Origin of the sequence: Pseudomonas anguilliseptica (assembly GCF_900105355.1) — a bacterium.
In the GTDB taxonomy this organism is placed as follows: Bacteria; Pseudomonadota; Gammaproteobacteria; order Pseudomonadales; family Pseudomonadaceae; genus Aquipseudomonas; species Aquipseudomonas anguilliseptica.
This window is the reverse complement of record NZ_FNSC01000001.1, coordinates 479,850-504,129: the sequence shown is the minus strand read 5'-3', so window position 1 is coordinate 504,129 and position 24,280 is coordinate 479,850. Positions and strand designations below refer to the sequence as shown.

Annotated in this window: 15 protein-coding genes; all 15 read left to right on the top strand. The window is 54.8% G+C overall.

The features are described 5' to 3' along the window. Positions 1–53 precede the first annotated feature (53 nt). The 15 genes from BLW24_RS02480 (at position 54) to BLW24_RS02405 (ending at position 23,967) form a co-directional block, all read left to right on the top strand. On the top strand, positions 54–1,058 hold the full coding sequence (locus BLW24_RS02480) for a YqaJ viral recombinase family nuclease (protein ID WP_090376298.1): 1,005 nt from the start codon (positions 54–56) through the stop codon (positions 1,056–1,058). Between the two features lie 79 nt (positions 1,059–1,137). After that, complete coding sequence (locus BLW24_RS02475) at positions 1,138–2,022, top strand: recombination directionality factor (RefSeq protein ID WP_090376295.1); 885 nt, start codon at positions 1,138–1,140, stop codon at positions 2,020–2,022. Between the two features lie 900 nt (positions 2,023–2,922). Continuing rightward, positions 2,923–4,233, top strand: a complete 1,311-nt coding sequence (gene wbpA, locus BLW24_RS02465) for a UDP-N-acetyl-D-glucosamine 6-dehydrogenase (protein WP_090376290.1) — start codon at positions 2,923–2,925, stop codon at positions 4,231–4,233. A 53-nt stretch (positions 4,234–4,286) separates the two neighbouring features. Continuing rightward, the gene (locus BLW24_RS02460) at positions 4,287–5,237 is read left to right on the top strand and encodes a Gfo/Idh/MocA family protein (RefSeq protein WP_090376287.1); all 951 of its coding nucleotides are present in this window, start codon (positions 4,287–4,289) and stop codon (positions 5,235–5,237) included. Positions 5,238–5,240: 3 nt separating this feature from the next. After that, positions 5,241–5,825: a UDP-2-acetamido-3-amino-2,3-dideoxy-D-glucuronate N-acetyltransferase gene (wbpD, locus tag BLW24_RS02455; protein ID WP_090376285.1), complete on the top strand. Its 585-nt coding sequence runs from the start codon at positions 5,241–5,243 to the stop codon at positions 5,823–5,825. Further along, positions 5,822–6,913, top strand: a complete 1,092-nt coding sequence (locus tag BLW24_RS02450; protein ID WP_090376282.1) for a DegT/DnrJ/EryC1/StrS family aminotransferase — start codon at positions 5,822–5,824, stop codon at positions 6,911–6,913. Before wbpD ends, BLW24_RS02450 begins: the two co-directional genes overlap by 4 nt. After that, positions 6,910–7,998, top strand: a complete 1,089-nt coding sequence (gene wecB / locus BLW24_RS02445; protein WP_090376278.1) for a non-hydrolyzing UDP-N-acetylglucosamine 2-epimerase — start codon at positions 6,910–6,912, stop codon at positions 7,996–7,998. The genes BLW24_RS02450 and wecB overlap by 4 nt, the downstream gene beginning before the upstream one ends. Positions 7,999–8,000: 2 nt before the next feature. After that, on the top strand, positions 8,001–8,783 hold the full coding sequence (locus tag BLW24_RS02440; protein ID WP_090376275.1) for an ABC transporter permease: 783 nt from the start codon (positions 8,001–8,003) through the stop codon (positions 8,781–8,783). Beyond that, the gene (locus BLW24_RS02435; protein WP_090376272.1) at positions 8,783–10,558 is read left to right on the top strand and encodes an ABC transporter ATP-binding protein; all 1,776 of its coding nucleotides are present in this window, start codon (positions 8,783–8,785) and stop codon (positions 10,556–10,558) included. The genes BLW24_RS02440 and BLW24_RS02435 overlap by 1 nt, the downstream gene beginning before the upstream one ends. Continuing rightward, positions 10,555–14,007 (top strand): methyltransferase domain-containing protein, encoded by a 3,453-nt coding sequence (locus tag BLW24_RS02430; protein WP_167360314.1) that lies wholly within the window; start codon positions 10,555–10,557, stop codon positions 14,005–14,007. The genes BLW24_RS02435 and BLW24_RS02430 overlap by 4 nt, the downstream gene beginning before the upstream one ends. Before the next feature lie 14 nt (positions 14,008–14,021). After that, positions 14,022–15,374 carry a glycosyltransferase gene (locus BLW24_RS02425; protein ID WP_167360313.1) on the top strand — a complete coding sequence of 451 codons (1,353 nt, stop codon included), beginning with the start codon at positions 14,022–14,024 and terminating at the stop codon, positions 15,372–15,374. After that, the gene (locus tag BLW24_RS02420) at positions 15,374–19,561 is read left to right on the top strand and encodes a D-glucuronyl C5-epimerase family protein (RefSeq protein WP_090376261.1); all 4,188 of its coding nucleotides are present in this window, start codon (positions 15,374–15,376) and stop codon (positions 19,559–19,561) included. The genes BLW24_RS02425 and BLW24_RS02420 overlap by 1 nt, the downstream gene beginning before the upstream one ends. A gap of 20 nt (positions 19,562–19,581) precedes the next feature. Continuing rightward, complete coding sequence (gene asnB, locus BLW24_RS02415) at positions 19,582–21,510, top strand: asparagine synthase (glutamine-hydrolyzing) (protein WP_090376258.1); 1,929 nt, start codon at positions 19,582–19,584, stop codon at positions 21,508–21,510. Further along, complete coding sequence (locus tag BLW24_RS02410) at positions 21,500–22,741, top strand: glycosyltransferase family 4 protein (protein ID WP_090376256.1); 1,242 nt, start codon at positions 21,500–21,502, stop codon at positions 22,739–22,741. The genes asnB and BLW24_RS02410 overlap by 11 nt, the downstream gene beginning before the upstream one ends. Continuing rightward, positions 22,738–23,967 (top strand): glycosyltransferase family 4 protein, encoded by a 1,230-nt coding sequence (locus BLW24_RS02405; protein WP_090376253.1) that lies wholly within the window; start codon positions 22,738–22,740, stop codon positions 23,965–23,967. The genes BLW24_RS02410 and BLW24_RS02405 overlap by 4 nt, the downstream gene beginning before the upstream one ends. Positions 23,968–24,280 lie beyond the last annotated feature (313 nt).

Genomic DNA, 24,280 nt, shown 5'->3' with positions numbered 1-24,280 from the left:
CAGCCCGATCAGCTTCTGCTGGTCGGGCTTTTTTGTCTTCAAGGAGACCAACTATGAAAACTCAAACCAAGCAAAGCCCCGTGTCAAAATCTCGCCCCGCACTCCGCCTGGTAACCACCAAAGCGCTGCCGCGTGAAGACTGGCTGGAGATACGTAAGCGCGGCATTGGCAGTTCAGATGCCGCTGCGGCTGTTGGACTTAATCCATACAAATCCCAGCTGGAGTTATGGATGGAGAAAACTGGCAGAGACGCCGCTTTACCCAAGATCGATCCCCAGGATGAAGAAAGCCCCGCGTACTGGGGCAACATTCTTGAACCCATTGTTGCTGCCCATTACACCAAGCGCAGTGGCAATCGCGTGCGTCGCATCAACGCCGTACTGCAACACCCAGATACCGACCTGAGCTGGATGTTGGCGAACATAGGCAGGGAAATAGTCAGTGCAACTGATGTTCAGATTCTGGAGTGTAAAACCGCCGGCATTAACGGTGCACGACTCTGGAAGGAAGGCGTGCCTGAGTATGTGCAGCTGCAGGTGATGCACCAGCTCGCCGTCACCGGCAAGCAAGCAGCTGATGTGGCGGTTTTGTTGGGTGGTCAGCACTTGGAAATCCACCGTATCGAGCGTAATGAGCAAATGATTGCCCGGCTCATCCAACTGGAACGAAAGTTCTGGGAGTACGTCATCACCGATACCCCTCCCCCTGCTGACGGTTCGGATTCAGCTGATCTGGCACTGCGTTGCCTCTACCCCGAAGACAACGGCCAAACCGTGGACTTCTCTGCAGATCCAGCCTTGTCAGTGGCCTACGTGGAACTGAAATCTGTGCGTCAGCGGATTGCCCAGCAGCAATCTCATGAAGCGCAGCTCAAGCAGACCTTGCAACAAGCCATGGGCGATGCCACCCGCGCAGAGTTTTCCAGTGGCTATGTCAGCTGGAAGAAATCAAAAGACAGCACTGTGTTGGACGTTGAAACCCTCATCAAAGAAAGACCTCACCTGCAAGTTCGCTACGCCAAGGTCAAGGAAGGCAGTCGCCGTTTCCTGGTCGCCTGATTCATCAATCACCACCACTTAGCCACCCAATCAGTTCGTACTGATGGGTGGCTTTATTTTTTGTTTGAAGGAGAAAACCATGCTTAAAGGTCTAGCAATTACCCCGCCAGTACTCGGACGTATATCCATCGGCAAGGTCATCGAGAAAAACGGCAAACGCCTACCGGAGAAAGACGATCAATTCACTATCACCTCACAAGTACAAGGCCGGGATGGCTGGTTACTGCACCCGCTCAATGATGAGCTGCGCAAGAGCCAAGATGACAAGCTGCGTAGCATTCCGGTAAGGCTGCTATTCAACGAGCCTGAGTTGAACTTTCGGGCTGACTACACCTTGTTTGACCGCCAGTCTGGACGTCCGATTTGTGTGGGCAACGGTGAAACTTGCAAGCGTGTCACTCAGGAAGGTATGCAGTCCTTACCCTGTCCTTCACCTGATGCCTGTGCACTCGCGAAAGGAGGTGCCTGTAAGCCCTATGGTCGACTAAACGTAGTCATAGGTGATGAGGATCTGCTGGGCAGCTTTGTGTTCCGCACCACCGGCTTCAACAGCATCCGCACCCTGGCGGCTAGACTGCAGTATTTCCAGGCTATCTCAGGGAATCGGCTGGCTTGTTTACCACTGGAGCTGCGTCTGCGGGGCAAGTCCACCCGCCAGAGCCACGGCGCACCAATCTTCTATGCAGACATCATCGTGCGCAGCGGCATCACGATGGAAGAGGCGCTAATGGCCGCCAAGCAATTGCACGACATCCGGCAGTCCGCTGGATTCGACCAGGCAGCACTGGATCTCGCCGCACGGCAAGGTCTCAGCAATGGCGCATTTGAGGATAGTGAAGAGGACAGCAGTGCCATTGTTGAAGAGTTCTTCCCCGCTGCTGAAATCAATCTACCACTACCTGACATCCGCGCAACAGGCCAAGAAACATTGGCGGACAAACTGGAGCTGCTGGCTACCGAGTAGCCGGTCTGTTGCCTCATCACACACCCGGCGATGAGTGTCCTGCGGGACACCATGGTTGATCAATTTCGAGAGTCTGATCATGACATTTCTGCGTTTTATCCTGTACTCATTCACCTTCATTGGTTTATTGGCCTCGGCCGGCGCATTCGTGCTGACCATAATCATCTTGTTGCGCTTTCCGCTGATGCTGATTGCCGTACTACTGGCATGCGGGATGTTCGTCTGCGTGATGAGGAAGATGGCGTCGCACAGGTAACCGGGGCAGTCCACCGACCCAAACCTGCTTCGATCCATCAACACGGAAAGTCCAATTTGCCAATACACTGCTCTGAATCAGATGCGTCGGGTGGGGCTTGCTGATTGCCTCTGGGCGGCCCATTCCAGGCCACTTAAGCGCTTCTGTAATGATAGTAAACTGCCAGCTATTGGTCGGTTTGTACTTCGTAACCGTGCGCCTGTCGTGTATCATCCCCCCCATGCATGCACATCTCAGTATTGGTTACTGATCTTTTTTGCTGATTCGGGCTTGGATTGGCAGGTTGCTTTGGATGAGTCGCTGCGTTGCAGTGCAGGTCTGGGTTCTCGGTCAATTCACACATGCTCGCCAGCTTCAGGTCAATGCGGGTGGACCAACCACTTAACGGTAGGATTGTTGGTTTTTCTAGGTGTGTTTCCGTTCATTTATAGGGTGTTGTCGTGACAGTTTCCAATTTGCGCTTGGATGCCAGTCTCGGCAGCCGACAGCCAGGCGTCTGTCCAGTCGCGGACGGCTTTAGTGCAGTAGACGCGTAAAATATGCCGCCCAAGGTTAAATAAAATCGAATCAATAGATTAGATTATTGAAAGGCGTCAACCCTCAAAAAATTATATTTTCTTTGAATTTGCGGAGCGATTTGATCAATGGATGTTGGCGAAGTAAGTATTGCTAAATTTAAAAGTAAGGAAGCGGTTGTTGGCATTGTAGGGCTCGGATATGTTGGTCTGCCCCTGATGCTTCGCTACAACGCTATTGGGTACCGTGTGCTCGGCATAGACATTGATGCCGACAAAGTCGCCAAGCTCAATGCTGGTCAGAGTTACATTGAGCACATTGCCTGTGAGCGCATCAGCAAAGCTCGTGCATCCGGCTTCGAGGCGACCACTGACTTCCGTCGGGCCAGTCAGTGCGATGCGCTGATTCTCTGCGTACCGACTCCGTTGAACAAGTATCGCGAGCCGGATATGAGCTTCGTGATCGACACCACCAATGCCATCAAGCCTTATCTGCGTGCGGGACAGGTGCTTTCACTGGAAAGTACTACCTACCCGGGTACAACTGAGGAAGAGTTGCTGCCGCGCGTTCAGGAAGGCGGTCTTACTGTGGGCGAGAATATCTTCTTGGTTTACTCGCCTGAGCGTGAAGACCCAGGTAATCCAAATTTTGAAACGCGAACCATTCCAAAGGTTATCGGTGGGCATACATCTAAGTGTCTGCAGGTCGGTATCGCGCTCTATGAGCAGGCTATCGATCGGTTGGTTTCTGTCAGCTCGACCAAGGCTGCTGAGCTGACCAAGCTGCTGGAGAATATCCACCGCGCTGTGAACATCGGTTTGGTTAACGAGATGAAGGTGGTCGCCGACCGTATGGGTATCGACATCTTCGAGGTGGTTGATGCTGCAGCTACCAAACCTTTCGGCTTTACCCCCTACTACCCTGGCCCTGGCCTTGGTGGGCATTGCATCCCGATCGACCCGTTCTACCTGACTTGGAAAGCTCGCGAGTACGGCTTGCACACCCGTTTCATCGAGTTGTCCGGCGAGGTCAACAAGGCCATGCCTGAATACGTGGTGGGCAAGCTGATGGGCGGGCTCAACGACCGCGGTCGTGCGCTCAAGGCCAGTCGGGTACTTGTGCTGGGCATCGCCTACAAGAAGAACGTCGACGACATGCGTGAATCACCATCCGTGGAAATCATGGAGTTGATTGAGGCCAAGGGCGGTATAGTCGCTTATAGCGACCCGCACGTGCCAGTGTTCCCGAAGATGCGCGAGCATCACTTCGAGCTGACCAGTGAGTCGCTTACTGCGGAGAATCTGGCCTCCTTTGATGCCGTAGTACTGGCTACCGACCACGAGCGTTTCGACTACGACCTGATCCTGCGCGCTGCTCCGCTGATCGTGGACAGTCGTGGCAAGTACCGGACTCCGGCCGCCCACGTCATCAAAGCCTGATTCAATTGGGTCGTTCTGCGGCCTTCTGTCCCGACAATCGAAAGAATACCTAAATGAAACGCTTCGCTCTGATCGGCGCCGCCGGTTACATCGCCCCCCGCCATATGCGCGCGATCAAGGACACCGGCAACGAGCTGGCTTGTGCCTACGACATCAATGACTCGGTCGGCATCATTGACAGCCTCTCGCCACAGAGCGAGTTCTTCACCGAGTTCGAGCGTTTTTACGACCATGCCTGGCGCCTGAAACGGGACCCGAGCACGGCGCTGGATATTGTTTCGATCTGCTCGCCCAACTACTTGCACCACCCGCACATCACCGCCGGCCTGCGCTTGGGCTGTGACGTGATCTGCGAGAAGCCACTGGTGCCATCCAGCGCGCTGCTGGACGACCTGGCCTTGGTTGAGCGAGAGACCGGCAAGAGGCTGTACAACATCCTGCAACTGCGGCATCACCAGGCAATAATTGACCTGAAGAGCCGTGTCGGTAGCGGTAGTCAGGCTCACAAGCACGAAGTCGAGCTAACCTACATCACCAGTCGCGGTAAGTGGTACATGGAGAGCTGGAAAGGCGATCCGCGCAAATCCTTCGGTGTGGCCACCAACATCGGCGTGCACTTCTTCGACATGCTGCACTTCATCTTCGGCAAGTTACAGCGCAATGTGGTGCATTTCGCTAGCGAATATAAAGCTGCAGGCTATCTGGAGTATGAGAAAGCCCGGGTACGCTGGTTCCTCTCCATTGACGCCAATGACCTGCCTGACTCGGTCAAGGGCAAGAAACCGACTTATCGCTCGATTACCTGCGACGGTACCGAAATCGAATTCTCTGAAGGTTTCACAGACCTGCACACCATAAGCTACCAAGCCATTCTCGATGGCAATGGCTACGGTATTGAGGATGCGCGGCACTGCGTGGAAACCGTCGAAACGATCCGCACCTTATCGCTTAGTCGCGCCCAAGATGGCGAAGGGCACCCGTTTCTTACTCGTCTGCAGAGCTGAGCCATGAGCCACTACCAGCACTCCAGTGCCATCGTCGACGAGGGCGCGCAGATCGGCGTAGACTCGCGCATCTGGCACTTCGTTCACGTATGTGGCGGCGCGCGTATTGGTCAACGTGTGTCTCTGGGCCAGAATGTGTTTGTCGGCAATAAGGTGGTCATTGGAGACAACTGCAAGATCCAAAATAATGTCTCGGTGTACGACAATGTGACCCTGGAAGAGGGCGTTTTTTGTGGCCCGAGTATGGTTTTTACCAACGTCTACAACCCTCGCTCCCTGATTGAGCGGAAAAGCGAATACCTCGATACGCTCGTCAAGAAAGGTGCCACTCTGGGCGCCAACTGCACCATCGTCTGCGGCGTTACCATCGGCGAGTTTGCGTTCGTTGGCGCGGGCGCTGTAGTTAACAAGAATGTCCCGCCATACGCCCTGATGGTGGGTGTTCCTGCCCGCCAGATTGGCTGGATGAGCGAGTTTGGTGATCAGTTGGATCTGCCGCTAGAGGGCGAGGGTAGTGCGCCCTGTATTCATACCGGCGCAACCTATGTGCTGCATGGCCGCGAACTGCGCAAGGAGAGCCTAGCATGATCGAGTTCATCGACCTCAAAGCGCAGCAGGCGCTGATTAAAGAGAAGATCGACGCTGGTATCCAGCGAGTTCTCGGGCATGGCCAGTACATCCTTGGTCCGGAAGTAAATGAGCTGGAAGAGAAACTCGCAGTCTTTGTCGGTGCGAAGTACTGCATCAGCGTGGCCAATGGCACCGATGCTCTTCAGATTGCCCAGATGGCATTGGGCATTGGGCCAGGCGACGAAGTCATCACCCCCGGCTTCACCTATATAGCTACCGCCGAGACTGTTGCGCTGCTCGGCGCCAAGCCGGTTTACGTGGATGTCGATCCGCGCACCTACAATCTTGATCCACAGTTGCTCGAGGCGGCCATCTCGCCGCGTACCAAGGCAATCATCCCTGTGTCGCTGTATGGCCAGTGCGCCGACTTTGACGCCATCAACGGCATAGCCGCTCGGCATGGGATCCCGGTTATCGAAGATGCCGCCCAGAGTTTTGGCGCCAGCTACAAAGGTAGGAGTTCCTGCAGCCTCAGCACAATCGCTTGCACTAGCTTTTTCCCAAGCAAGCCTTTGGGCTGCTATGGCGACGGCGGGGCCATCTTCACCAATGATGAAGAGCTGGCTACAGTTATCCGCCAGATCGCGCGGCATGGCCAGGATCGCCGCTACCATCACATCCGCGTGGGCGTGAACAGCCGCCTAGATACCCTGCAGGCCGCCATCCTGCTGCCCAAGCTAGAGATCTTCCCGCGCGAACTGAAACAGCGCGAGCAGGTCGCACAGGGTTATGCCCGACTCCTCGGCGAGGCAGGCATAACCGAGCCCTTCATCGAGGCGCATAATCGCAGCGCCTGGGCCCAGTACACTGTACAGGTATCCGGCCGTGATCAAGTGCAGGAGCGCCTCAAGACTGCAGGCGTTCCTACCGCCGTGCATTACCCTATCCCGCTCAACCGTCAGCCGGCGGTGAAGGATGAGGCTGCCTGTCTGCCGGTGGGCGATGAGATTGCACAGCGGGTGATGAGTCTGCCGATGCATCCTTACCTGGATGAAGCGGCACAAGGCACAATCATTCAATCCCTGCAGGAGAGTCTGCGCGCATGACCAGAAAAATCGTCACCATCGTCGGGGCGCGACCGCAGTTCATTAAGGCCGCTGCAGTCTCCCGGGAATTTCTCAAACACCCAGGTGTGCTGGAAGAGGTGATGGTTCATACCGGCCAGCACTTCGATCCGAACATGTCTCAGGTATTTTTTGACGAGCTAGAAATTCCCACACCCAAATACAACCTCGAGATTTCAGGTGGCGGCCACGGTGCAATGACCGGGCGCATGCTCGAAGGCATCGAGCAGATTCTTCTGACCGAGAAGCCTGACTGGGTGCTGATCTACGGCGACACCAACTCCACCTTGGCCGGCGCTCTGGCGGCAGCAAAACTGCATATCCCAGTCGCGCACGTCGAAGCCGGTCTTCGCTCGTTCAACATGCGCATGCCCGAGGAGATTAACCGCATTCTGGCCGACCGGGTTTCCACTCTTCTGCTTTGCCCCACCACGCTGGCTGTAGAGAACCTGGCGCGTGAAGGCCTAACTCAGGGCGTACATAACGTCGGCGATGTGATGTTCGATGTGGCGCTGTATTACCGCGACCGTGCCCGCAGCAATAGCAAAATTCTCAGCACCCTGGGGCTGAGCGAGAAGGGCTTTGCCCTGGCGACCTGTCACCGCGCCGAGAACACCGACTCGCATGAACGCCTGACCAGCATTCTTAGCGCCTTGGTCAACATTGCCCGCGAACTGCCGGTGGTGCTGCCGCTGCACCCGCGCACCCGCAAGCTGATTGGTGACTTTGAACTGGAACACCTGCTCGAGCCTCTGAGCGTGGTCGAGCCGTTGGCGTTTCTCGATATGGTTGCTCTGGAACAAGCCGCCAAGGTGATTCTCACCGACTCCGGTGGCGTGCAGAAAGAAGCCTTCTTTTACCGGGTGCCATGCATCACCATGCGCGATGAAACCGAGTGGGTAGAGACCGTCGAGCTGGGCTGGAATCAACTGGTGGGCGCTTCTTATGAAAGGATCATTAGCGCGTTCACAAACCTTACCGATGGCCGTGCCGATGACCTGAGCGCGCCCTATGGCTCGGGTTTCGCCAGCCGACTCATCCTCGAAGAACTGCTTAAAGAAGGTTGAACATGGGTGCCCTGACTAGCTTGCTCACGCACCGGCGCATTCTTTACGCCACCGTGTTGCAAGGCTTGAAGAAACGTACCAGCGGCAATGCCTTGGGTGCGCTGTGGCTACTGCTGTATCCACTGCTGTTTCTGAGCATGTACAGCTTGGTGTTCGTGCAGATCCTGCAAGTGCGCATCCCGGGCCTGGGCACCATGGATTACATCTTGGTGGTGTTCAGTGGCCTGGTGCCGTTTCTAGCTTTTGCCGAGGCGTTTGGAACCGGCACCACCAGTGTCGTCGCCAACCGCGACCTGTTGATGAACACCCTGTTTCCCATCGAGTTAGTGGTGGCCCGTGAAGTGCTTATCGGCCACACCACCATGGGTATGGGCATGCTATTGCTGTGGGGCGCGGTGTTGCATTTTCATGGTGTGCACTGGACTCATCTGCTGGTGCCAGTGATCTATCTGCTGCAAATTATGATGGTGCTCGGTCTGGTGTGGATTACCGCAACCCTCACCGTTTTTTTCCGCGACCTACAGCAGGCCATCCCGATTCTGGTGCTGTTTCTGATGATGGTTTCGCCCATCGGCTACACCGCCGACATGGTGCCCGAAGGCCTTAAAGCCTTGCTGTTGTTCAACCCATTGGCCTGGCTGATGGAGCTGTACCGCGCTTGCCTGATGCGCGGTGAAGTGCCGTTGGAGCAACTTGCCCTGTTTGCCCTGTTTGCCTGCGTGCTGTTCTCCCTTGGGGGAGCATTGATTCTGCGCCTCAAACCCTTGTTTGCTGACCACGCCTGATGCCTACCATGCCCGATTGCGCGATTTCCCTTACCGGTGTCAGCAAGACTTTCCGTCGCTTCCAGCATCCCGGCTGGCGTGCATTGGATGCCTTGGGTTGGCCGGTATCGAAGCGGCGCTATGACCAGTTTCAGGCGCTGGCCGATATCAACCTGAACATCGCCCGTGGCGAAAAAGTGGCCCTGATCGGTCGCAACGGTGCCGGCAAAAGCACGCTGCTGCGATTAATCGCTGGGCAGATGCGCGCTGACGCCGGGCAGATCCGCGTCAACGGTCAGGTGCAGGCGTTGATGACCCTAGGAACCGGCTTTCACCCGGACTTCAGTGGGTTGGAAAACATCCGCTCAGCGCTCGCTTACCAGGGCATTGCGCCTTCGCAGGTGGACGCGTGCATCGAAGAAATCGCCGACTTCACCGAGCTGGACAGCTTTTTGCGGCGCCCGGTGAAGGAGTACTCGGCAGGCATGTACGCGCGCCTGGCTTTTGCCGTTGCCACCACTATTACCCCCGAAGTACTGATCATCGACGAGATTCTCGGCGCCGGGGATGCGTATTTTCTGGGCAAGTGCATCCAGCGCATGAAAGCGCTCACCAGCCAGGGCGCCACCATTCTGTTTGTCTCCCACGACATCAGTTCGGTGCAAATGCTCTGTGACCGCGGTATCTGGCTGGAAGGCGGCTGCATCCGTCAGGACGGTCCGTTATTACCCGTTAGCAAGGCGTACTTGGCCAGCATCCGCGAGCAAGAAGAGAGACGGGTGAGAGCTAGAAGTATGTCGCTAACCCGCGGGCAGGTGTGTGCCTTGACCGCAGATGGCGGACAGACCAGCCTGCTGCGCCTGATGGGGCGCGACGGTGTGGTGCCGACGCAGCCGCTGCTGGTGAGGGCTATCGACTATGGCGATGCAAGCGGGCAACTGGGCAGCATCGATATGGCAGGAGCTCAAGTAGGTGGCTCGTGTTTGATTATTGATTCGCAGTTCATGAACTGGCAGCGCGTCGCGTCGTCTACAAATGCCGACTGCTGGGCATTCGGTGACTTCGGCGGGCGATACCAGCATGCCCCGCTGCAACTGGCCTGGCCCAACGGTGTGCCTGAAGGCGCTTGGGTGCAACTGCAATTGCGCAACAGTCCCAGCCATCCGGTATTGCTCGAGCAGTATGACCCCGAACAAGGCGTGTATTGCACTCTGGCAGAAATAGCCGCGGACAACAGCCAAACCTGGATCGACCTCAGGGCTCCGTTGCAAACCGAGTTCACATTGGGCCGCAACCTGCGCGCTGACCTGCTCGCTGACCTGCAGGAGCTAAGTAGTGACGACCGCTACGGCAGCGGCGAAGTACGAATCACGGGGTTTGGTTTTTTTGATGCAGGCGGCACACGTCGTCACACTTTGATTACTGGCGAGCCGGCTTTTGCTGTTATCGCCTTCGATGCTGATCAGGTGGTGCTCGACCCCATCCCCGTGGTAGCTATCTACCGGCCTGACGGCACCTGCGTGATGCAGGTAATTGCCAGTCTGAGCGGCCAGCGGTTTGTGCAACTGGAAGGCAAAGGCGGCATACGCGTGGACTTCGCCCCGTTATTGCTGGGGCCAGGGGATTACTTGGTGTCGGTGGCTTTGTTCCGCGAGCTGAACCTGGCATCGGCGGTAGAGCCGTCCTCCTACGATTTGCATGACCGCTGCCACGCACTGAAAGTGTTGCCCCCTTCCGGCATCCATGTACAGATTGGCGTGGTCAATCAGCCAGCCCATTGGGAGTTGCTGCCGTGAGCCAGGACACACGCTTGTATGGCGAGGCCCAGGTCTGGGATCAGGAGTTGCAGCTCGGCCAGCTTAATCTGGTGCAAGCCATTCGAGACTTTTGGCCGGCCGGCATTGGCTCGGTGCTGGATGTCGGTTGCGGCGACGGCAAGCTGACCTCGCGCCTGGCCGCCCCCGGTGCGCTGAAAATCGTCGGTCTCGATTCAAGCGCCGAAGCGCTCTCGCGCCTGCCATTCGACAGCGTCTTGGGCGATGCCCAGGCACTGCCGTTTCCCCAAGCTGCGTTTGATCTGGTGATGAGCACCGATACCCTGGAGCACATGCCCGCCGCCGAAGAAAATGCGGCCTGGAGCGAGCTGTTTCGCGTTGCCGGCAAAGCGGTGATGGTGGCCGTGCCGTTTCGCGAAGAGCTTCTGGATGCCACCGCTCGTTGTGCCGACTGCGGCAATAGCTACCACGTCAACTGGCACCAGCGCCGCTACGATATCGCCGATCTGCATCGTCGGGCGCCCGCCGGCTGGCAGGTGCGGGCCACGATATTGGCGGGGGAACCTTGGAGTGCCATGTTGCCGCCTGAGACCCACTTGCGCCGCAGCGCCTTGGGCGAATGGTCTGGTTGGGAGCTGGCAATCTGTCCGCACTGCGGCAGCGGCGGCCAAGCAGCGGCGCCCGAGCAACCACTGCAATCGCTGCTGGCCCAGGCCTTGGCTAAACAGCTGTACCCCGTGCTGGCCGAGCAACGTTATTGTCGCAGCCACAGTGAGATTCTGGTGATTTTCCAGCGCGCCGACGCCGCACTCACGCTGCCGACGCCGCGCTTGGCCGAAGCGAGTTCGCAGCCCGCGTCCAGAGTTGATTTCGAATACGCCCCGGCCGCCGCTTTGCACCCGTTTTGCCAGGTTGCACATCGGGTAGCCTGCGTCGGTGGCCTCTGGCGCCTGCAGTTTCCGCTGTTTGAATCCGCCCCCACCCTGCGCGTCAGCCGTCAACCCGGTAGCCAGGGCGCACTGCAACTGTTGCTCGAAGACAGCATCGGTACTCTGTTCGATGGCTGCGTGCTGGAAGACGGTCAGGCCCACAGTACGCATCAACTGCCCCGTGAGCCAGTGGCGGGCTACTATGGCGTGCTGGCCTCCTGTGCCAATGACGAGCCATTCGCCAGCGTGCAACTCGGCCAGGCACCCGACGTTCTTTGGGTTGCTGGTGACGACAACGCCTGCCGCTACCTGCAACTGAGTGACACTCCGCAGCCTTTTTACGTGCAGGTCACCCAGACCCTCTGGTTCGATCCGGCGACCCTGAATTCCTGCGAGACCGCTGTTATGCCCACGCAGGCGCAGGTGCTCTTGGGCCTGCAAGCCTGCTTCGACAACGCATTGAAGAGCTGCTCGGCGGACGAACACAGCGAAGCTCAAGCCGCCGAACTGAACCAGTTGCGGGTGCAGATACAGAACCTCAGTGTCGAGCATGACGCCTTGCAGCAGCGTGCAGCCGAAGCTGAACAGTTTGCTGTGCAACTGCAGAACATTACTGTCGAACGCGATGCACTTCGGCAGTGGGCATTGGAAGCTGATCATCTGCTCGTACAATTGCAGAACCTCAATGCCGAACGTGACACCTTACTGCAGCGGGCAACCGAAGCGGATCAGATCGCCGTGCAGTTGCAGAACCTCAGTGTCGAGCATGACGCCTTGCAGCAGCGTGCAGCCGAAGCTGAACAGTTTGCTGTGCAACTGCAGAACATTACTGTCGAACGCGATGCACTTCGGCAGCGGGCATTGGAAGCTGATCATCTGCTCGTACAATTGCAGAACCTCAATGCCGAACGTGACACCTTACTGCAGCGGGCAACCGAAGCGGATCAGATCGCCGTGCAGTTGCAGAACCTCAGTGTCGAGCATGACGCCTTGCAGCAGCGTGCAGCCGAAGCTGAACAGTTTGCTGTGCAACTGCAGAACATTACTGTCGAACGCGATGCACTTCGGCAGCGGGCATTGGAAGCTGATCATCTGCTCGTACAATTGCAGAACCTCAATGCCGAACGTGACACCTTACTGCAGCGGGCAACCGAAGCGGATCAGATCGCCGTGCAGTTGCAGAACCTCAGTGTCGAGCATGACGCCTTGCAGCAGCGTGCAGCCGAAGCTGAACAGTTTGCTGTGCAACTGCAGAACATTACTGTCGAACGCGATGCACTTCGGCAGCGGGCATTGGAAGCTGATCATCTGCTCGTACAATTGCAGAACCTCAATGCCGAACGTGACACCTTACTGCAGCGGGCAACCGAAGCGGATCAGATCGCCGTGCAGTTGCAGAACCTCAGTGCCGAGCATGACGCCTTGCAGCAGCGTGCAGCCGAAGCTGAACAGTTTGCTGTGCAACTGCAGAACATTACTGTCGAACGCGATGCACTTCGGCAGCGGGCATTGGAAGCTGATCATCTGCTCGTACAATTGCAGAACCTCAATGCCGAACGTGACACCTTACTGCAGCGGGCAACCGAAGCGGATCAGATCGCCGTGCAGTTGCAGAACCTCAGTGCCGAGCATGACGCCTTGCAGCAGCGTGCAGCCGAAGCTGAACAGTTTGCTGTGCAACTGCAGAACATTACTGTCGAACGCGATGCACTTCGGCAGCGGGCATTGGAAGCTGATCATCTGCTCGTACAATTGCAGAACCTCAATGCCGAACGTGACACCTTACTGCAGCGGGCAACCGAAGCGGATCAGATCGCCGTGCAGTTGCAGAACCTCAGTGCCGAGCATGACGCCTTGCAGCAGCGTGCAGCCGAAGCTGAACAGTTTGCTGTGCAACTGCAGAACATTACTGTCGAACGCGATGCACTTCGGCAGCGGGCATTGGAAGCTGATCATCTGCTCGTACAATTGCAGAACCTCAATGCCGAGCGTGACGCCTTACTGCAACGGGCAACCGAAGCGGATCAGATCGACGTGCAGTTGCAGAACCTGATCGCTGAACATGATGCTCTGCAGCAGCGTGCAGTCGAGGGGGATCGACTGGCTGTGCAGGTGCAGAATTTCACTGCCGAGCGAGAAACACTGCTACAGCGAGTCCAAGAGGCGGATCAATTGGCGGTGCAAGTACAGAACCTCAGTGCTGATCGTAATGCGCTGCTTCAGCGCGCCCTTGAAGCTGACCGCCTCGCTGTGCAGTTACAAAACCTCAGTGCCGAACGCGACGCGCTTTCCCAGCAAGTGCAAAACCATATCGAAGCGCAGCATCAGCAAGACCAGCACTTCCATCAGCGTTCTTCAGAAATGCAAGCCCAGCTACAAGAGTCGCTTGGGCGTCTTGCCAAGCTAGAGGCAGAAAACCAACATCTTAATGATCAATTGCACGCCAAACAGGCCCGGTTGTCGCAACTCAATCAACATTTGGAAAATCGGGTGGGCATCGCCGTCAGGAAAGCGCAGGCGAGTCTGGTTAACAATAAGTAGGGGAGATGAGCCACATGGCTCACGTTTTAATGTTGTGCCACGATCAAAACCTGGATCGTCGGGTAGTGGCGCAGGCCGTTTCCTTGATCGCCCGGGGGCATGCCGTGCGGTTGTTGGCGTTATCGCACGACGGCGATACGCATCATGAGCAAACACCGGAAGGTATTGCGCTCACCCGTATCGGCCTGAATTTCATCATTCCAGAAAACCCCACCTACGCCGGTTATATGAAGCGGCAATACCGCTTCAACGACGCTCTCAACTGGGGCGCCAATCGCTACCCCAACCGCCTGGGCATTTTTCAGCGCCTGTTCAATTACGCCAGCCGCGTCAACTGGGCGCTCTACAAAGCACTCCTGCTGATGCGCTACCGCAATCGTGAGTTGCACGACCCGCTGCCCTTCCGCCAGGCTTTCGTCCGCCATGGCCAGGAATTCACCTGCGACGTGGTACAGGTGCATGACTTGCCAGCCCTCGAAGCCGGCGCCGAACTGGCTGCCGCCTGGGGCGTGCCGTTGGTGTACGACGCGCACGAACTTTACCCGGAGCAGAAGTCTTTCTCCTCTGTGCAGCGGCGTATCTGCTCCAAAGCCGAAGCCGAGCACATTAAGAAGGCCGACCTGGTATTCGCCGTAAACGAATCCATCGGTGATGAAATGGCTCGTCGTTATCAGATCGCCAAGCCGGTGACCCTGTTAAACGCCATCGACCCGTTGCCGGATTTCGACCCAGCGGCGCGTTACGACCTGCTGCGTGAAAAGCTGAGCCTGCCGGCCGAACGACGCATCTTGCTTTTCCAGGGCGGCTTCGCACCGCATCGCAACCTTGAAACTCTGATTCAGGCCATGGCCCATGTAAAAACCAGCGATGTCGACCTGGTGATGATGGGCTTTGGCACGTTTGGCGATCTGCTCAAAGCCAAAGCCAAAGCCATTCGCCTGAAATTGCTGGGGAAACGCATTCACTTCTTGCCCGCTGTGCCACAAAGTGAACTCCTGCAGCACAGCGCCTCGGCGGATATCGGCATCATTCCGTACCCACACGTAGACCTAAACTCCTACTACTGCACCCCGAACAAACTATTCGAATTTATTCAGGCTGGCCTACCGATTCTGGCTAACGACTCGCCTGAATTGAACCGTTTCGTGCGTGCCAATGGCTTTGGCCACTCCGCCATCATGGGCAGTGCCAAGCAGATCGCCAATGCTATCGACATGGCTTTCGACTCCAACGACTTTTCGAAGTGGCGCGTGGCAATTGAGCAACGCAGAAGCGAGTTTGCCTGGTCGGCGCAAGACGTTATCTACGCCAATGAAATGAATCGATACCTCGACACCACACTCAAAACTGCGGCCGGAGACTTTTGATGCGCTGTGTAAGCCAACGCCTTCGGGCGCTTTTTTTCGTTACGGTTTTTGCATTCGGCGCTGCCGCAGTACAAGCACAAAACCAAACCAATGTTGACCAAGCCAAGCATATGGTCGATGACCATGGCGTTCCGCAGCTGTCCATCGATGGCGTCGGCAAGGTTGCCCACCCAGCCTGGACCGCGCTCTACGCGCTAGCTTATGCCGGTGTGGAAGACTACGATCCGAGCCTCGGCCTGAAAGCTGATCCGCAGCATTTCGCCTCGACCATTGATTGGCTAAAAGCCAACCTCGTTCAAGACAAAAATGGCCTGTGGGTATGGCCATACAACTTCGACAGCACCTACAACGACGTGGCCATCAAGGCACCATGGAGTAGTGCTTTCGCACAGGCCAGTGGTGTGCAGGCATTGGTAACGCACTGGAAACAAACCGGCGACCAAAGCAGCCTCGATGCAGCAAAGAAAGCCGCTGAATCGCTATTCGTGCCCTTGAGCAAAGGCGGATTTCTGTTTGCCTCGGGGCAGGACATCTGGTTTGAAGAAATCCCAGCTTCCGCCAGCAACCCTTCGCATATTCTCAACGGCCATATGCGAGCACTACTTGCCTTGGGTGAGTTGCAGGACGCCACTGGCGATGCACTCTATCAAGAGTGGTTTACCAAAGGTGCCGATACCCTACTGCGCTGGTTGCCGCTGTATGACGCAGGCTACTGGATTCGATATGACCTGAATCCGCGCAAAGAAGAGCTGCTGTTCCGCTTGGCCAACCCCTATGGCTTCGCCAATCCGGAAGTTGCTATCGACCGCATCGTGCTGCGTGATCCTGTCTCTGGAGAAGAGTCGGTTCTGGACGTGGGCAGTGCGAATGACGCCGAAGGTGATTTGCGTATTGCTGGTAACGACTGGGGCCAGATCGAGCAAGTCGACGGGCGTTCTGTACGTCGCCTCCGCCCAGCAGCCGGCGAGCGCGAGGCTGAAGGCGGTTCAGGGCAGATGGTTGCGCCGTATAGCTACTTCTATCTGACGCTGCCGAGTGAGTGGAAAGACAACTTGCGCAAGGAACGCTTTGAGCTAAGTGTTGAGTACCTAGATGAACATCGGGGAAATCTTGAAGTTCAGATGCGCTCGATTGCGCCAGATAGCAAAACGTTTCAACGAGTCCCAGATGGTGAACTCCTGCTATCAGGTACTGGTACATGGCGAGCTTGGAATGTACCTGTAAAAACTCGAGATCTCGGGTATTGGGTGGGAACAACCTACGGTCGAAAACACGCAGAATATCTCTCTAAACTTTCCAGCCGGGATAAGCGTTTTCATACGTGGGCAGAAGTAGCCAAATTCTATGTCAACCAGTTGCCCACTGCGAGTTATGAAAAGGTTACGCCTCAGGCTGACAAAGTCCCTGATCAAACGCTCATATTGCCTTGGTACTCATTGGATGCCCAAGGTGTTTTGATGATGCACGTGCAAGATGCACGTTCAAAATTGGAGACTGGCACGGCTGTTTACTCCCCATACATTATTGCGAGCCAAGCCGTCGACGGTCAGAACATGGCTGCGCTGGACTTGCTTCTCAAGAAATTCAACATTAATAAAACTTCGGTAAAAAAAGATGCCGCTCTTAAGTGGCTGTTAGATTCGAAGAATCAATTCGGTGCTGGTGGTGCAGTAGTTTGCAAATTCGATTTTATGAACGTATATAACGATGTTGTAACACCGGCTCCTTGGCAGTCATCGTTCGGTCAGACTTACGTCCTGAAAGCTTTATTTCAGTCTTTCAAAGATCAGGCAGCAGACAAAAAATCGCTCGAAAACCTTACAGAGTCAGTAATGAAAGCCTACTCGGTGGATATTGCCGATGGGGGGCTTGCGCACTCCAGTAAGTCGGGCGGATTGTTTTTTGAAGAGGTACCGAACCGTACACATGTTCTGAATGCTCAGTTGTCCGCCCTGCCGGTTATTCATAAAGTAGGAGAAGAACTTAAATTGCCGTTAGGGGACGATTTGTTTTTCAAAGGTGTTGAGTCCCTGGCGGAGAATCTAAGTAAATTCGATACCGGTTACTGGCTTCGCTACGATCTGAATCCGAAAAAAACTCTCTTTTTTCAGTTTGACTGGTTGGCGGGCACATCTTCTCCCCTTATCGAAAGCATTGATCTGAAAGCCCCGCAGTTTGCTAAATATGTTCACCTCAATGTTGGAAGTGAAGATGCGTTTGAGGGTGGAAGCAAGATCGCGGGATTGGAATGGGGTGCGGTCCAATCTGTGGATGGGCGTCAAGTTCGTGCGTTCACCAACGGGTATGAGGCTCATAGTGAGGCTGTCAAGGGCGGCTCTCGTCAAAATGTATATTTCTCAATGCAACTGCCGGTTACCAAATTCAATGATTATTTCGATGTTCAGCCCCATAAGTTGGTTATTCGATACAAAGATGTTTCGGTTGGTAAGTTTGCAATAAAAATACAATCCATAAACGAAGGTAACGTGCTCGATTTTACTCCATTGCGTAATGCGGTACTCACGACTGTAGGTGATCAGCAATGGAAGACCGTTGTTGTCGAAGTATTTTCCCGTGATATGGGTTGGTATAAGGGGTCTGATTACCAAGTGTTTGAAGTTCAGCAAATGGAGCAAATAGCTGAACTTACCGGCGACTGGTTCTTCAAGCAGTATGCTCTTCGCCATCGTTACTTTTTGGATGCCAAGGCCAAGGGGCAGCCGGTGATCGTGCAACCTGCGTACAAATCCCCTCTGCAGCCTGTTGAACTATCAGTTATCCAAGTCTCGCCGACATACGATGGGTTCGGCTTTGAAAATGCGCTGGATGGCGACCCCAATGACGACTATGTCGCCAGCATAGAGAACACCTCGCTGGAATACGTTGATGTGAGGTTGGACAAGCCAGTTTTGGCAGGTGTGCTCAAATTTCGCTGGGAGAGTCGTGCTAACTACGCCCAAAGGGTTAGGGTTTTTGCTCTTGATGCCGCTGGAGAGGTTACACAGGAAATAGCGAGCGCCGAATTTAAAGACGGCGAGGATGCTGAGCTTCAATTAAAAGCTTCCAATCAGTTTCAGTCGTTGCGTATCGAGTTTTCTTCGTTCGTTGGCCAGCCCCGGTTGCTCGTGCGGTTGATAACGTTAAACGCTTCACTGTTGGGCAAAGATGAGAAGGCTGAAGCGGCTAGACATTCATTATCTAAAAATTCAAAAGGAAATTTTCTGGATGCAAAAGACCCACGCAATCCGTTAAATGTTTTTAGAATTCCTGTTACCTTGGAAGTAAAAGCACTTTCTGATGAGCTCGTTCATGACGTGATTGATGACCATCAGAAGATTTTGGCGTTTATGAAGTATATCGACGGGTTTGCAGTTGGAGTAGCCAGTTCTTCAGCGCCAGACGAAACAATTATGGAGCAGGAAGGTGCTTGTGGTTCATTTACCAATACGCTGCTGGCATTCGCAGCGGCGCAAGGGTTTGAGGGTAGAGTAATTAGCCTTTTGAACTATCCAAAAAATGATGGGCATGCGGTTGCTGAGATTAGGCTGAAGGATAAGTGGGCGCTTTATGATCCAACCTATAATGCCTTTTATACTCTGGCTGGCTCTGATGTGCCCCTGTCGTTTTATGAAATAAAAGAATCTTATGAGAAAGGAGTAGCGGTGGTTGTTCATCACGAATCAAAACGAGATGGTGTTAACGACTATGCGGGGCGCAATATTTTTACTAAGGCAAACCCGTTGGGTGTAATTGGTCCAGGTAAGCCATTTTTATTTCCGCTTAAGTTTACCCTTCCGGATCGTCACTCGCTTGAGGCTTCTGAGTTTGGTGCTAAATGGCAGGGCGCCAATTTTATTGGTGCAGCGCCGACAAATCAGCAGCAAGAGTGGACTCTTGATGGTCTAAAAAAAGGTGCCAACTATACCTTCGAGATAACGGCGAAGAATTTGGGTGGCGATTTAGATCTTAAGGATTTAACGTTTAACTTGCGATCGGTGATTAATCGTTCTGATGGTACCGAAAAAGAGTTGTTGCACAAATTTAACTTTGCTGATGGCAAGCCTCAATCTTGGAAGATTTCATTTGTGGCAAGTGGCGCCACGCAGAAAATATCCCTGAAGCATGATTATGCTGGGCCGCAGTATCTGTACATGAATATGCAGAGCTACAAGTTGTATAAAAATTAATGATTGAGTAGGCGAGTTTTATGTGTGGAATAGCAGGGTCGCTAGCGACATTCGGAAACAGCGGTGAAATCACTAATTCGCTGAAAAAAATGATGTCCGCCATCCGCCATCGCGGTCCCGACGGCGATGGTATCTGGCTGGACGAGCGTCGGCCGGTTGGCTTGGGCCATGTGCGCCTGGCGATCATTGATCCCGAACACGGCAAGCAGCCGATGGTGACCGAAGACGGTCGCTTTATCGTGGTGTTCAACGGTGCCATCTACAACTACCTGGAGTTGCGTCGCGAGTTGATCAACAAGGGTCACCCTATCCACAGCTATTCGGATACCGAAGTGCTGCTGTATGCATACCGCGAGTGGGGCGAGCGTTTTGTCGACCGGTTGCTGGGGATGTTCGCGTTTGCCATCTGGGACAAGCATGAGCAGCGTCTGTTTTGCGCCCGTGATCGAATCGGTATCAAACCGTTCTATTACCACTTCGATGGACGTCGGTTGGTGTTCGCCTCGGAGATCAAAGCGATTCTTGCCGACAATGGGGTGAAGGCGCAGGCTAATCCGGACGGTTTGCAGGATTACCTGACGTTCCAGTTTTGCCTGGATGAGAAAACCCTTTTCCAAGGTGTGAATAAGTTGGAGCCGGGCTATTGCCTGTCAGCCTGGTACGAGGGAGATTCGCTAAAGATTCAGACTCGCCAGTATTGGGACCTGCACTACAACATTGATGAAGAGCATGATGAGCGTTATTTCATCGACACGTTGTCGGGCCTGATCGACGACTCGGTCCGCCTGCATATGCGTTCCGACGTGCCGCTGGGTGCGCACTTGTCCGGCGGATTGGACTCCAGCGCCATCGTCTGTCTGGCCTCGCGCATGCTGGGCGGCGAAAAGATGCATACCTTTACTGGTGCGTTCAGCGAGGGACCGCAGTTTGACGAGACCGGCTATGCGAAGGATGTCGCTACCTTTGCCGGTACTCAATACAACGAAATCTATATTCCAGCCGGCAACGAGCTGGCGGATATGCTGCCGCGCCTGATGTATTACATGGACGAACCGCTGGCCGGGCCAGGGGTGATTCCGCAGTACTACGTGTCGCAGTTGGCTGCCAAGCACGTGAAGGTGGTCATGGGGGGGCAGGGCGGTGATGAACTGTTTATCGGCTACGCCCGTTATATGGCGTTGTACCTGGAGAAGTGCCTGTCGGGTGCGATCTACCAGACTGCCGACCAGAACCGTTATGCGGTGTCGCTGGAATCCATTGTGCCGAACCTGCCGCTCCTGGCGACTTACCAGCCGATGTTGCAGGGGCTGTGGAAAAACGGATTGTTCGCGCCCCATGATCAACGCTATTTCAGCCTCCTAGACCGCAGCGAAGGCATGGTGCAACTGTTCAATCAGGGTGTGTTGCAGAGCAGCAGCGGCTATTCGTCGTTCGAGTCGTTCCAGCGCATTTTCAACCGCAGCGAGATGCATCCGCTGGTCAATCAGATGACCTATTTCGACCTGAAAGGCTCGCTGCCGGCGTTGCTGCATGTTGAAGACCGCACCAGCATGGCAGCCTCTATCGAATCGCGGGTGCCGTTGCTGGATCACCGCATCGTCGAGTTCATGGCAACTATTCCACCGAACATCAAGTTTGCTCAAGGACGCATGAAGCATCTGTTCAAGGAGTCGGTGCGCAGTGCGGTGCCACAGAGTATTTTCGATCGTAAAGACAAAATGGGCTTCCCGACGCCGCTCACCCAGTGGGCCAAAGGCGTGGCGCGTGACTTTGTGCGCGACACACTGCTCTCTGATCGTGCGCGCCAGCGCGGCTTGTATGACGTGGTAGCGGTAGAGAAAGCCTTGGGCAACGAGAGCGAGTTTGGTCGCGTGGTCTGGGGCCTCCTGTGCCTGGAACTGTGGCATCGCATTTTCATCGACGGAGATATGAAGTCCAGTGGCATCTGACATCAAGGCGCCCGCACAGCGGGTGTTGATGCTGTGCAATGACCGGCAAATTGATCGACGGATTCTTCTCCAGGCAGACAGCTTGGAGGAGGACGGCTGGCGGGTCACCATTTTGGCGATGCCACTGGATGGGCCGGTAATATTGGACGATCCCCGCGTTGTACGAATCGGTTTTCCCTCCGAGTCAGTGGCTCGGAGGGAAAACCGCGTGCTTCAGGTATATAGGTTGGTTCGTCGGTATTTACCGATGAATGGCCAATTGATGCGGGTGTTGAAGTCTTTTGCTTGGCGCTTTTTGGTCGATCATGAGCGCTTTTATCTGAACTTGTTTCTTGCTGATGGTCGTCAGCATGTGGCTGATATTGTGGTGGCGCATGATCTGCCTATGCTTACTGTTGGTCGGGCGTTGGCCAGTGAGTTTGGCGCCCGCTTGATCTATGACAGTCATGAGCTGTATAGCGAACAAGAGTTCTCTCGCGGGCAGCAGGCGAGCTGGGCGAAGATTGAACGCCGGCATATCCATGCCTGTGATCAGGTGATTACGGTTAATCCCTCGATTGCCCGTGAGCTGGAGACTCGCTATGGGCTGACTGAGGTGGCAGTCATTCATAATGCCGAGCGCATCAGCTCGCTTGGGCCTCGCTCTTGGTATCTGCATGAGTGCTTCGGCATTCCTCGTGAGCATCGCGTCTTGTTGTTTCAGGGTGGGTTTTCTGCCGGGCGCAATTTACTTGAGCTAGTCGAGGCTATGGTATTGCTGCGTGACTCTGACATTCATCTTGTGTTGCTGGGTGATGGCCAGCTTGCCGATGCCATGCACCATCTGATCAAGCGTAAAGGACTGCAGTCGCGGGTTCATCTACATCCAGCAGTCTCCCAAGCTCGTTTGCTTGAGGTCACGGCAGCAGCGGATGCTGGTGTGATCCCTTATCAGGCGATCTGCCTGAACAATTACTATTGCACGCCTAACAAGTTGTTCGAATTCATTGCTGCCGGTATTCCAATCCTGGCCAGCGACTTGCCAGAGTTGCGGCGTTTGGTTGAGGGCAATCAGATCGGTTGCGTTGGTGATTTGGCCACGCCGCTGGCCATGGCTAAGATGATTGAACATTTTTTTGCCGATGAACTTCGCCTGCAACGCTGGCGTCAGCATCTTTTCGTTGTTCGCCAGGAACTCAGCTGGCAGAAAAAAGGCGAACACCTCAAGCGGCTCTACAGGGAGTTCAGATGAAGGTTGCGGTGGTCTACCAGTACTATCAGGGGCACACTTCGCCGGGGCACTCGCTGGTGTACGAGCTTACCCAACATCTGGCTAGCAATGGCCATGAGGTAACAGTGGTTTCTGGGGAGACCGGTTACATGCGCCGGGATCAACCGGTCTTGCCTTGGTACAGGCTCCTGTTGCGCCGGGAGCAGGACGGTGCGGTTCAGATCATTCGTACCTTCACCTACAACGAACTGCATCGCAGTTACTGGGGGCGCTTGCTTAGTTTCATTTCATTTTCACTGACGGCGCCCGTCGGACTGTTGCGGGCTGGAAAGCCGGATGTCGTGCTCGCTTCTTCACCGCCCATTTTCCCGATGTTCTCTGTCTGGATGGTCTGCAAGTTGCGTGGCATCCCGATGGTTTTTGAGGTTCGGGATCTGTGGCCGGAGTCTGCCGTGCAGATGGGTATTCTGCGCAACCGGCAGCTAATCGCCATCATGTCTTGGATGGAGCGGCTGCTTTACGACAAGGCAGAGCGAATCGTTACCTTGACCCATGGCATTCGCGACGATATTCATCGACGTGGCTGGCCCAAAGAAAAGCTGGAAGTAATTACCTGTGGTATCGATACCCAGATGCTTTATCCCGATCCCGACGCAGGGGCCGAGATTCGTCGAATGCATGGCTGGGACGGACGCAACATTGTTTTGTATTTTGGGGCGATGGGCGAAGCCAATAATCTGGATGTGATTGTTGATGCTGCCATGCATTGTCAGGATAAAAAAACACTTTTCGTGTTGGTCGGCGATGGCATGAAACGCTCCCATATCGAGGGGCGAGTTGCCGAGTTGAAGCTTGGTAACGTGCTGCTACTGGCTCCGATATCAAAAAACTTGGCGCGTGGTTTCATTAATGCCGCGGATTTGTGTCTAGTAACTTTGCAGGATATTCCTCTATTCAAAGGAGCTATTCCTACAAAGTTACTGGATTACATGGCCTGCGGTCGACCAGTGTTATGTGGTGTTGGTGGGGAGGCTGCTGGGATAGTTAAGGCTGCTCATGCGGGTGTTATATTTGCTCCGAATTGTGCTCCGCAGCTTTCAAACTTTGTCAGTGAGTTGATGAGTGATGAGCCTCGCAGGCTCGATATGGGTTGCAGCGCGGCACGGTATATTCAAAGCAATTTTGATGCGGCCTCAAGCCGAGCGGCGATGACTGAGCTATTACAGAAAACTGTTGGAGCGGGCTGATATTTTAGTGGATTAAATTGCTGCGTGTTCACTTCCTTGTCGGATGAGGGGCGACAGCGTCCAGCATTGCGGGCTGGGTTTTTTCGCATTCCAGTTGAGGATGTATGCGCACATTGACGAATGGCGAAGACGCTTGAAAACGTCAACCCTGGCAGACTGGCGCATTTAGAGCCGAATTTTTTAGCGACCTTCCGGGGTGGCATGGCTCTGGTTGTGGAGTGTGTTCTGTTTTAAGTACACGTTTAGGGACACGATGCAAAATTAAGGTTATACAAATCCAGCAATAATGAGCCTTTGATGGTCTATATTAGAG